At 65.9% G+C, this 9,911-nt stretch carries 12 protein-coding genes, 1 tRNA gene and 1 pseudogene; 7 read left to right on the top strand and 7 right to left on the bottom strand.

The window, feature by feature from the left end:
• From ABW137_RS08975 to ABW137_RS08965, 3 genes and pseudogenes are all read right to left on the bottom strand, one after another.
• Positions 1 to 90 (bottom strand): annotated as a pseudogene (locus ABW137_RS08975) (SAF domain-containing protein); the annotation flags it as partial.
• 64 nt (positions 91 to 154) lie between these two features.
• Complete coding sequence (locus ABW137_RS08970) at positions 155 to 541, bottom strand: FmdB family zinc ribbon protein (RefSeq protein ID WP_526399011.1); 387 nt, start codon at positions 539 to 541, stop codon at positions 155 to 157.
• 73 nt (positions 542 to 614) lie between these two features.
• Complete coding sequence (locus tag ABW137_RS08965) at positions 615 to 1,217, bottom strand: 5-formyltetrahydrofolate cyclo-ligase (RefSeq protein WP_526399009.1); 603 nt, start codon at positions 1,215 to 1,217, stop codon at positions 615 to 617.
• 75 nt (positions 1,218 to 1,292) lie between these two features.
• Between ABW137_RS08965 and ABW137_RS08960 the strand changes: the two genes are divergently transcribed.
• The 6 genes from ABW137_RS08960 (at position 1,293) to ABW137_RS08935 (ending at position 6,354) form a co-directional block, all read left to right on the top strand.
• Positions 1,293 to 2,207 carry a UTP--glucose-1-phosphate uridylyltransferase gene (locus tag ABW137_RS08960; RefSeq protein ID WP_526399008.1) on the top strand — a complete coding sequence of 305 codons (915 nt, stop codon included), beginning with the start codon at positions 1,293 to 1,295 and terminating at the stop codon, positions 2,205 to 2,207.
• Positions 2,208 to 2,246: 39 nt separating this feature from the next.
• Positions 2,247 to 3,515: a molybdotransferase-like divisome protein Glp gene (glp, locus tag ABW137_RS08955; protein ID WP_526399006.1), complete on the top strand. Its 1,269-nt coding sequence runs from the start codon at positions 2,247 to 2,249 to the stop codon at positions 3,513 to 3,515.
• A gap of 37 nt (positions 3,516 to 3,552) precedes the next feature.
• On the top strand, positions 3,553 to 4,182 hold the full coding sequence (locus ABW137_RS08950) for a GNAT family N-acetyltransferase (protein ID WP_526399004.1): 630 nt from the start codon (positions 3,553 to 3,555) through the stop codon (positions 4,180 to 4,182).
• A gap of 133 nt (positions 4,183 to 4,315) precedes the next feature.
• Positions 4,316 to 5,446, top strand: coding sequence for a divisome protein SepX/GlpR (gene sepX / locus ABW137_RS08945; protein WP_526399002.1), 1,131 nt, complete (start codon positions 4,316 to 4,318; stop codon positions 5,444 to 5,446).
• Between the two features lie 50 nt (positions 5,447 to 5,496).
• A tRNA-Ala gene (locus ABW137_RS08940) sits at positions 5,497 to 5,569 on the top strand.
• Positions 5,570 to 6,075: 506 nt separating this feature from the next.
• Positions 6,076 to 6,354 carry a hypothetical protein gene (locus ABW137_RS08935; RefSeq protein ID WP_526399001.1) on the top strand — a complete coding sequence of 93 codons (279 nt, stop codon included), beginning with the start codon at positions 6,076 to 6,078 and terminating at the stop codon, positions 6,352 to 6,354.
• Positions 6,355 to 6,411: 57 nt separating this feature from the next.
• On the opposite strand, the gene ABW137_RS08930 is transcribed toward ABW137_RS08935, so the two are convergent.
• Both ABW137_RS08930 and ABW137_RS08925 read right to left on the bottom strand, forming a co-directional pair.
• Positions 6,412 to 6,651 carry a hypothetical protein gene (locus ABW137_RS08930; RefSeq protein WP_526398999.1) on the bottom strand — a complete coding sequence of 80 codons (240 nt, stop codon included), beginning with the start codon at positions 6,649 to 6,651 and terminating at the stop codon, positions 6,412 to 6,414.
• Positions 6,648 to 6,803 (bottom strand): hypothetical protein, encoded by a 156-nt coding sequence (locus tag ABW137_RS08925; protein ID WP_526398997.1) that lies wholly within the window; start codon positions 6,801 to 6,803, stop codon positions 6,648 to 6,650. The genes ABW137_RS08930 and ABW137_RS08925 overlap by 4 nt, the downstream gene beginning before the upstream one ends.
• Before the next feature lie 829 nt (positions 6,804 to 7,632).
• On the opposite strand from ABW137_RS08925, the gene ABW137_RS08920 reads away from it, so the two are divergent.
• Positions 7,633 to 8,439, top strand: a complete 807-nt coding sequence (locus ABW137_RS08920; RefSeq protein WP_526398995.1) for a hypothetical protein — start codon at positions 7,633 to 7,635, stop codon at positions 8,437 to 8,439.
• Here ABW137_RS08920 and ABW137_RS08915 read toward each other — a convergent pair.
• Together ABW137_RS08915 and ABW137_RS08910 are read right to left on the bottom strand one after the other, a co-directional pair.
• Entirely contained in the window at positions 8,436 to 8,585 is a 150-nt protein-coding gene (locus tag ABW137_RS08915) for a hypothetical protein (RefSeq protein ID WP_526398993.1), read from the bottom strand. The genes ABW137_RS08920 and ABW137_RS08915 overlap by 4 nt on opposite strands.
• Before the next feature lie 61 nt (positions 8,586 to 8,646).
• Positions 8,647 to 9,858 carry an RtcB family protein gene (locus tag ABW137_RS08910; protein WP_526398991.1) on the bottom strand — a complete coding sequence of 404 codons (1,212 nt, stop codon included), beginning with the start codon at positions 9,856 to 9,858 and terminating at the stop codon, positions 8,647 to 8,649.
• Positions 9,859 to 9,911 lie beyond the last annotated feature (53 nt).

Genomic DNA, 9,911 nt, shown 5'->3' with positions numbered 1-9,911 from the left:
AGCGCGTCTGGCGGCTACCGTCCTCGACCAATCGGGCCGCAGCGCACCGACGATGCGCGATGGCAGCGACGGATTGAGTGATTCCCCCATGCGTCCACGCTAGGCACGCCGCGCACGGAGCGGCAGGGGTCGGCCGCAGCCTGTGGATAAACCGCTAGCTGGAGGCAGCGGCGGGGGAGCTGCTCGACTTCCCAGCGGACCCGGAGGACGACGACGAGCTCGACTTGTCAGAGCCGCCGGACGAGCTCGCGGACTTGTCGGCCGACTTCGACTTCTCGGCGGGCTTGTCAGCCGACTTCTCCGAGTTCGACGAGCTCGAGGATTCGCTGCTGGTGGAGTTGCTGGCCGCAGAACTCTTGACGGAGTCACGGCTGTCGTTGCGGTAGAAACCGCTGCCCTTGAACACCACGCCCACCGAGCCGAACAGCTTGCGCAACCGGCCCGAGCACTTTGGGCACGTCGTCAGCGCATCGTCGGTGAAGGCCTGCACCTGGTCGAACCGGTTGTCGCACTCAGTACATGCGTAGGAATAGGTCGGCACCAAAACCTCCGAGTAAGTCAAAATCTGTTAGCACTCTACTTGCCCAAGTGCTAGAACCGCTACGCGAGGTGCGTCATTCCCCGCGCGCCGGTCCCCGCCCACCCAGCCCGACCAGGCCCTGCGTCGGGGTCAGGACGTGCGTCATCGCGACGTCGTGTGGCTCACCAGGCAGCCAATCGCGCAGCTCGTCGTCGCGAACCATGGCGACCAGCCGGGCCGACGGGTCGGCCAGGCCGAGCGTGCGGTCGTAGAAGCCGGCACCGCGCCCCAGCCGAACACCGGCGAGATCCACCGCGAGGGCGGGGACCACGACGATCGAGGCGCCGGCGATCCCATCGGGCGGCAGCCACGGCTCGGGTGGCTCGCGAAGGCCGAAGCGGGCGTCGACGAGGGTTCCCCGGTACTCGCCCCAGCGCAACGGCAGCGGTGTACCGGCCGCGTCCTCGCGGGCAACGGGCAGCAACACCGTCACGCCAAGCGCGCGCACCGCGTCGAGCATCGACAGCGAACCTGGCTCGGAACCGACGGGGGCGTACGCGCAGAGCGTCTCGCCAGATCGGGCGATGGCAGCGAGATGTCCGCTCAGCGCGGCGGTCTCTGCGGCGCGGACCTCGGCAAGCACTGCGCGGCGAGAGGCCAGAATCTCGGCGCGCAATTCGGCCTTGGTCGGTTGCACACGGCCCACGATGCCATGCAACTAGTGGAGGGCTTAGCCGGATGCGGCCCGGGCGATGGCGTTATGGTGTGAACAATGACGACGAGGGCATTAGTACCGATTCCGCGTACCGCGATCGTTCCGGCCGCGGGCTTGGGAACTCGGTTCCTGCCTGCGACGAAGACCGTGCCGAAGGAGTTGCTGCCCGTCGTCGACACCCCGGGCATCGAGCTGGTGGCCGCCGAAGCGGCGGAGGCAGGCGCCGAGCGGCTCGTCATCGTCACCTCCGAGGGCAAGGACGGCGTCGTCGCGCACTTCGTCGAAGACCTCATCTTGGAGGGGACACTCGAAGCCCGCGGGAAGCACCTGATGCTCGAAAAGGTGCGGCGGGCACCCGCGCTCATCAAGGTCGAGTCGGTGGTACAACACGAGCCGCTAGGCCTCGGACACGCCGTCGCGTGCGTCGAGCCGGTGCTGCTGGACGACGAGGACGCCGTGGCGGTGCTACTGCCCGACGACCTGGTGCTACCCACCGGTGTGCTCGAGACGATGTCGAAGGTGCGGGCCAAGCGCGGGGGCTCGGTGTTGTGCGCCATCGAGGTGACGCGCGAGGAGATCAGTGCCTACGGCGTGTTCGACGTCGAGGTGGTACCCGACGCCACGAATCCAAACGTGTTGCGCGTCAAGGGCATGGTCGAGAAGCCGAAGGCCGAGGATGCCCCTTCGCTCTACGCCGCGGCCGGACGCTACGTGCTCGACCGGGCGATCTTCGACGCGCTGCGGCGCGTGCAGCGCGGCGTTGGCGGCGAGATCCAGTTGACCGATGCCATCGCCCTGCTCATCGAAGAAGGCCACCCCGTGCACGTCGTCGTGCATCGCGGCTCCCGACACGACCTGGGAAATCCCGGCGGCTACCTCAAGGCTGCGGTTGACTTTGCCTTGGAACGCGACGACTACGGGCCGGCGCTGAGGCGCTGGCTGGTCGAGCGATTGGGTCTGTCAGCCAACTGACGCGCCGTGCGGGCCCCGCGATCGTAGAAAGGCTCTTGAGTGCGTTCGGTGGAGGAGCAGCAGGCCCGGGTGGCCGCCGCCGCGGTGGCGCCGAGGCCCGTGAGGGTGGCAATAGCCGAAGCTCAGGGCCTGATGTGTGCCGAAGAGGTCGTGACCGAGCGGCCGCTTCCCGGGTTCGACCAGGCGGCGATCGACGGATACGCCGTCCGCAGCGTTGACGTCCTTGGCGTAGATCCCGGCAGGGAGGATGACGACGCGGCCGACGGCGCCGATCGCGAGCTCAGCCTTCCGGTGATTGGGCTGATCGAGGCGGGCGCCAAGACGCCGAGCAGGCTGCAGCCGCGCCAAGCTGCCCGTGTTCAGACGGGCGCACCGATGCCGACGCTCGCCGACGCGGTTCTTCCGTTGCGGTGGACCGATGGCGGGGACTCCAGGGTCAGGGTGCTGCGCGGGGTGCGGTCTGGCGCCTACGTGCGACGCACCGGCGACGACGTCCAGCCCGGTGACGTGGCCGTGCGGTCCGGAACCATCATCGGCGCCGCGCAGGTAGGTCTGCTGGCGGCGGTCGGACGCGAGCGGGTGCTGGTGCATCCGCGCCCTCGGCTGTCGGTGATGAGCGTGGGCGGCGAACTGGTCGACGTCTCAAGGACTCCCGGCAACGGACAGGTGTACGACGTCAACTCCTATGCGCTGGCCGCTGCGGGGCGGGATGCGGGCGCCGAGGTCAGTCGGGTCGGCATCGTCGACACCGAGTCCACGTCGCTGCGCGACGTCGTCGAAGGACAAATCAACCGTGCCGAGGTGCTCGTCATCGCGGGCGCGGTGGGCGGGACGGCAGCTGAGAGCGTTCGGGCCGTGCTGTCGGAGCTCGGTGAGATGGAGGTGGCACGGATCGCGATGCACCCCGGGTCGGTGCAAGGCTTCGGTCAGCTGGGGCGCGACGGCGTGCCGGTGTTCCTCTTGCCCGCCAATCCGGTGAGCGCCTTGGTGGTGTTCGAGGTGATGGTCCGTCCGCTGATCAGGATGTCGCTGGGCAAGCGGCAGCCGTTGCGTCGTGTCGTGCAGGCGCGCACGCTGTCGCCGATCACGTCGGTGGCCGGACGCACGGGTTACCTGCGCGGTCAGCTGATGCGCGATCAGGACACCGGCGAGTATTTGGTGCAGGCGCTTGGTGGGGCGCCGGGTGCGTCGTCGCACCTGCTCGCGACGCTCGCCGAGGCGAACTGCCTCGTCGTCGTCCCCAGTGAGGCGGAGCAGATCCGTACGGGCGAGGTCGTCGACGTGGCCTTCCTGGCCCAGCGCGGCTGACGAGTCGTTTCCGGTGGGGCTCTTTCGTTCGTCAGCGATGCATCCGGGCTGGCCGGCGGCGATCGGGCCCATTCGGGTGGCCGCCGGTGCGGTGCGACTTCGGCCGGTGCGACTGCGGGACGGCGCGGTGTGGAGTCGCATCCGGTTGGCAGATCAGGCGCACCTTGAGCCGTGGGAGCCGATGGCCGAGGCCGACTGGGAAGTGCGCCACTCTATTTCGTCGTGGCCGTCGATCTGTTCCGGTCTTCGTGCCGAAGCGCGCAAGGGGCGGATGCTGCCGTATGCGATCGAACTCGACGGCGAGTTCTGCGGTCAGCTGACCATCGGCAACGTCACGCACGGCGCTCTGCGTTCGGCGTGGATCGGGTACTGGGTGGCGAAGGACCGCAACGGCGGCGGGGTGGCGACGGCGGCGTTGGCGATGGGTCTGGACCACGGCTTCGGGCCGGTGGGGTTGCATCGGATCGAGGCGACGGTGCGGCCGGAGAACGTGCGGAGTCGAAGGGTGCTGGCCAAGACCGGTTTTCGCGAAGAGGGTCTGCTGAAGCGCTATCTCGAGGTTGACGGTGCGTGGCGCGACCACCTGTTGGTGGCCGTCACGATCGAGGAGCTGTCGACCTCGGCGACGTCGGCTCTGGTGCGCGCGGGTCGAGCGAATTGGTCTTGACCGTGTTGCAGATGTGACATGTGGGACAGATGTGCTTGTAATGGGTGAATTACAGGTGTGTAATTGACCCCGGCGCGTCGCCCCCGGATGCGCTGGTCACAGACCTAGCCTTACGGGGAAAGGAGCCGGCGACATGCCAAGCATCCCCCAATCCCTCCTGTGGATTTCACTCGTTGTTCTCTGGCTCTTCGTGCTCGTTCCGATGTTGGTCAGCAAGCGGGACACCGTGCGTCGCACCAGCGACGTCGCGTTGGCGACCCGGGTGCTGAATACCGGGGGCGGTGCACGGCTGCTCAAACGCCGCAAGCCCGCCGCCGGTCACCACAGCGACCCGCACTGGAAGCCGATGCACGACGACCTCGACGAGACCTCGGACGAGCACGACGACTACGGTGACGAACCCGTCGCAGCCCCCCGCAAGGCAGTCGTCCTGGCCGCCGCGACCGTCGAGACCGAATCCAAGTACCTGGACGTCGACATCGTCGAAGAGGACTCCGGCGCGCTGCCGGTCGGGGCCTCGGCGCGGCCCGCTTTCGACCGGGAGCCCGAACTTCCGCTGGACTTCGGCGACCACACGGCCGTGTTCACAATCGACGACCTGCAGGAAGTCGATGACGTCGAGTCCCTCGACGAGGTTTCCCACCCCGAGCCCGAGCCCATCGAGACCGAGGCCGAGACCGAGACGGGGCTCGAGGGCGACGTCGACGACATGACCGACGAGTTCGAGGCGGTCTCGGAGGACGACACCGACTACCAGTACGCCTACGTCGACGACTCGTCGGGACTGGAAGAGGCACCGGACCCCGACCTGCACGTCGCGGGCAGCAAGTCCAAGGAACGCCGTCGGACCTACGAATCGAAGACCGCCGCCGCGGTGAGCGCGCGCAAGTTCGCGTTCCGCAAGCGGATGCTGATGGCGATGTCGGTGCTGTTGCTCGGCTCGGCGGTCGCGGCCTACCTGGTGACGCCGCAGCTGTGGTGGGCGTGTGGCTCGATCGGCGGCATCACCGTGCTCTACCTGGCCTATCTGCGCCGTCAGACGCGGATCGAGGAGCAGGTGCGGCGTCGGCGGGCGCAGCGAATGATGCGATCGCACCTCGGGGTCGAGAACACCCACGACCAGGAATTCGACGTCGTGCCCTCGCGGTTGCGGCGGCCCGGCTCGGTGGTGCTGGAGATCGACGACGAGGATCCGATCTTCGAGCACCTCGACTATGCGCCCTTCGCGAGGGACTACGACCTGCCGCGGGCGGCCGGCGAGTAGATCGGATTTTCTGCCGCGACATCGGCACTGGTAGCCTGCTACCGGTACAAGGGGCTATGGCGCAGTTGGTAGCGCGACTCGTTCGCATCGAGTAGGTCAGGGGTTCGATTCCCCTTAGCTCCACAGAGAACAACCAGGTCAGAGCATATCTGGCAGTCGCTGCATTCCGCGACAGCACGCCGTGGACAGTACGGGCGAAGACTCACGTCGATCTGGCCGCGGAGACAGTGCGGATCGCCAAAGCATGGAAGACCGGGCCTGCCCGTTCCGTCCCAACGTATGGGCACCCGCCATAGCTCGGGCCCGCAAGGAAGGTCTGACAAAGAAGCCCCGCGTGCACGCGTGCGCCACACCTGCGCGTCGTGGCTCACCCAAGCCGGGCGGCCGCTGCCTGTGGGGTCTAGCCCGCAGGTGAGGCGTCGGGGCACCTAGTGTCCCTTGCCTGGGGGTGAGCCTGTGGCGGCTCGGTGGTAGGTGCTGCAAAGGCTCGGGTCGGGGTCTCGGGTTTCGGGCAGGGTTCGTCAGCGGCAACTATGCGACATGTCGCACGTGTGTGCGAGTGCCGGCGCGGCGGCGGCTGGTTAGGCGGCTGCGGCGCTCTGCTTGGTCCAGGTCCATAGGGGCGCCCGGTGGGCGAACTCGTTGGCCCCGGTGCGGTTCCAGAGCGGGTTCGAGGCTTCGTCGGTGGCTTCGGGGCTGTTCTCGAGGACGCTCTGCTGGAGGAAGTCGACCACCTCGAAGGTGTCGGAGTCGGCCGGTCTGTCTTCGAGGTCGGCCTTGAGGTGTGCGATCAGTGGTCGGCGTGGCGGGTGGCGGCCGCGATGTTCCAGTCGTTGGGGTTGAGGCCGGCGGCCTTGAGGATCTGGGTGGTGTGGCTGGTAGTAATCTCCGCTTTGCTTATGCCTTAACTATACATCACTACACTGCAATGTTTAAGTGGTTGGAGTGCAGCACAACAGATTTCGTCACTGCCTTGTCAGGTCAGTTCTCGCGCCGCGTCCTGGGCGAGCCGCGTTCCATGCGTCGATGGTGGCCTCGGTCCAACCTCGGACGGTTCCGCGGGGAAGCGATCCGTCGTCGTTGACGGGCCCGGTGATGGCGTCGGGCCGCGGGAGCTTGTAGCGACCCATGCTGCTCTGGGTGACGCCGATGCGTTCGGCGAACTGGCCCACCGAGAGGAAGTGCTGCGGCTCGTCGTCGCTCATCGCGCCCAGCCGCGGACTACGCGGTTGCCGATCTGGTAGGCGACGACTAGGCCCCACGTGGCCCATTGCGGCCATGGGGGGTTGAGGATGAGGAACACGCCGGCGGTGCTGGCGCTGGCGACGAGGTCGTAGTTGGCTTTCAGGGTTTGCATGTGGTTCTCCTTGCTGGTTGACGACAGTCTGGAATGCCGAGGGTCCCCGAGTGACTCCTTCACCCGGGACCTCTCGGGTCACCGTTTCCGGTGACGCCCTGTCCGCGTCCTGGCTTCCTGTTTTGGATGACCGCGATGATCTGGAAGATCAGGGTGCCTATCGCTACCGGGGGTGCCAGTTGGCTTTCTCTCAAACTCGTCCCCCTCTCTGCTGTTGATGATACCAACTTTACAGCGCTACGATGCATTGTGCAATGGTATGCGAGGAGTAGTTCACCCAATTGATATGTACGCCTGTGCTTTTGATTCGCCTGGTGTTCGATGATCTGGCCGATGTTGTAGCGCGGTGACCCGTCTCCCGCCGCGCATGAGCTGATCTGGCCGCGCTCTGCCCATTTGCGGATGGTGGTGGGTGGGACGTCGGCGAAGTGGGCGGCGTCGCGGGCGGTTACCCGTTCTTCGATGTCGACGGGTGCGGTTCGTGGGACGGGCCAGTCGATGCCGAAGCTGGCCCCGTGGGTGTCGAGACGGTAGCGCTCCCCGCCACGTCTTCGCAGCGGCGATGCGGAGCAGGAGGTCCCGGTTGGGCTTGGCGACGCGTTTGGCGCGGTCCTCGCGGCTATCCGCCGGCCACGGATATGGTTGTTGCTCAACGTAATTGACCTTGGCCGAAACCATCTCGATAGTCCTCTCAACCTCTAGGCTTCTGATCGTGGTGGATCAACCGAGGTGCAGCCTTGGACGAGCGTGGGCCGGTCGGAATGCCGCTCCCAAATGGGAAGACTTGGACGATGCTGCGCAGGCCACGTTGGCGGCGTCTCTCGCTAGGGTGCGCGAGCAGATGTACCAGCAGATTAGGCCAGCAATTCAGTCGTTTGCCGAGGTGGTTACGCCTGCAATGCAGGAAGTATCCGACGCCATCTTGCAGTTGACACCGATTGCCGAGAAGGTCGGGCGGGTGGCTGAGTTCATGCGCCGCTGGGTTCCGAACTGGTCCAACGGTGTTGATCCAGACAGGGCCTGGGACGTAACGGTCGAGGGTATCCCGCTCGCATTCGTGCCTCGGGCGCGGATAGTCGACCAACTGATCGCCGCTGAGAATCGGGATGCCCGGCTCGACATCGTCCTGAGCAGCAAGAGTCTCATTCTGTCCGACTGTCGCGATGCACTTGACGTCGAGGATGACGATCCGCTTCCTGAGTCGCTCGCAACGCTTCCCGCGTTGCTCAGGGAGGTTGTTGACGTGCTGGAAGCCGGTTACGTGGCTTCGGCGTGTGCGCTCGGCATTAGCGTCATCGACGCTGCACTGCGACGAACGAGCGAGAAGAAGATCAATTACTCGAACGTACGCACGGCGGTGGTTGCAAAGAAGCTGCGAAAAGCTATTGCGGAGAACGATTTTCGTGTCAGTCGCGCGATGCGGCCTCTGCACTCGCTGTGCGTAAACTGGGATCCGAGGTCGCAGGAGCCGTTGCCGCCGATGCCGTCGCGGGGCGCCATTGCTCACTGGGCGGAACCTGGGCACCTTTCCGAGACGAACGCGATACTCATTGCGATGGCAGCGACTAGCCTGCTTCTCGGCTTGGCAGAGCGCGAAGTTGTCGCCCGTTTGGTGGAGGACGGTTCGCGTCGCTAGCGGCGTGCGAGGATGTGGACGGCGCGGGCGCATCGGCTGCAGAACATGCCGCCGTAGACGGGTAGTTCCCAGCCTTCAGCACGGGCGGCTTCGCCAAGGTCCTCGACGCTCAGTGAGCCGTCGAACTCCTTAGTCGTCTGACGCACTTCGCAAGTCGCTGTCCACACAAGTCGTGGGCTCATGTCGTCCTTCCGGTAACTCGGGTTGTCAGGTGCCCTTGACGTTCATCACCTGGCGCAACACCGCGTCAACGGACACGAGCTCCGCGGCGTCGGCCATCACGAGGTCAATGTCCTTGTACGCGTCCGGGATCTCGTCGATCCACTCCTTGCCATGCCGATACTCAATTCCCTCCATTCGTGCCGCGAGGTCAGCCTCGGTATACCGCTTCTTGGCTTCGTTTCGTGAGAACCGGCGGCCGGCGCCATGCGGTGCAGAGCACAGGCCGGCCGGGTTCCCCTTGCCGGTGACGACGTAAGAGCGGGTGCCCATGGACCCGGGGATGAGGCCACGGACGCCTTCGTGGGCGTCGATGGCCCCCTTGCGGGTCAGCCAAACGTCTACGTCGCCGTGCCGCTCCTTGCGCGTGTAGTTGTGATGGGTGTTGATGCGCTCGGCCTCGATCGCCTCGGCCGGGCCGCCGCCGGCCCAGTGCGCCACAGCACGCCGGAAGCGGTCCATCATCTCGGCACGGTTTTCGAGCGCGAACTGCTGGGCCCAGTTGAGCTCGCGAATGTAGGCGGCGAACTCAGGCGTCCCTTGCGGCAGGTAGGCCAGGTCGGGGTTGGGTAGGTCGATCCACCAACGCTCACACAGCTTCTGAGCGATCTTGATGTGACGCAGGGCAATCTTGTTGCCGACGCCGCGGGAACCCGAGTGCAGGAACATCCACACTCGGTCGAGTTCGTCGAGGCACAGCTCGATGAAGTGGTTTCCACCGCCGAGCGAGCCCAGTTGCTCGCGCCACTTCGGGGAGTGCTCGAGGTCGACGTTGCGGTGCGTCTGGTCGTCGAGTTCGTCGCCCGGCCAGGCGAGGTTCTGCAGTCGTTCGATGCGCGCCGCAGTGAAATCGAAGCGGTCGACGCTGCGGTTGTAGTTGCCCGGCGACAGCGGGATCGCGGACTCGATGGATTCGCGCAGCTTCGACAGGTCCAGCCCCGCGATGTCGGAAGCGGTCAGGACGGTGCGTACCGCGATCATGCCGCACCCGATGTCGACGCCGACCGCCGCGGGGATCACCGCGTCGCGGGTCGGAATGACCGTGCCTACTGCGGAACCTTTGCCAAAGTGTGCATCGGGCATCAGCGCGACGTGCGGGTAGACGAATGGCATCGACGCCGTCTGCTCGGCCTGCTTGATGGTGTTGTCGTCCACCATCGACGCGAAGTTGAGCAGCTTGAAGCCGTCTATCCGTTGCACGGTCATAACTGTCGATTCTCCTGTGGTCGTCGATTGATTTTTTGGTCATGCTC

This window comes from Mycobacterium sp. (assembly GCF_040509115.1).
In the GTDB taxonomy this organism is placed as follows: Bacteria; Actinomycetota; Actinomycetes; order Mycobacteriales; family Mycobacteriaceae; genus Mycobacterium.
This window is presented reverse-complemented; position numbering and strand designations above follow the sequence as displayed.

Bases quoted from the DNA above. Each gene is read 5' to 3' on its own strand.
- ABW137_RS08960 (WP_526399008.1), top strand. From the start codon at position 1,293: ATGACGACGAGGGCATTAGTACCGATTCCGCGTACCGCGATCGTTCCG.
- ABW137_RS08950 (WP_526399004.1), top strand. From the start codon at position 3,553: ATGCATCCGGGCTGGCCGGCGGCGATCGGGCCCATTCGGGTGGCCGCC.
- sepX (WP_526399002.1), top strand. From the start codon at position 4,316: ATGCCAAGCATCCCCCAATCCCTCCTGTGGATTTCACTCGTTGTTCTC.
- ABW137_RS08930 (WP_526398999.1), bottom strand. From the start codon at position 6,651: ATGAGCGACGACGAGCCGCAGCACTTCCTCTCGGTGGGCCAGTTCGCC.
- ABW137_RS08925 (WP_526398997.1), bottom strand. From the start codon at position 6,803: ATGCAAACCCTGAAAGCCAACTACGACCTCGTCGCCAGCGCCAGCACC.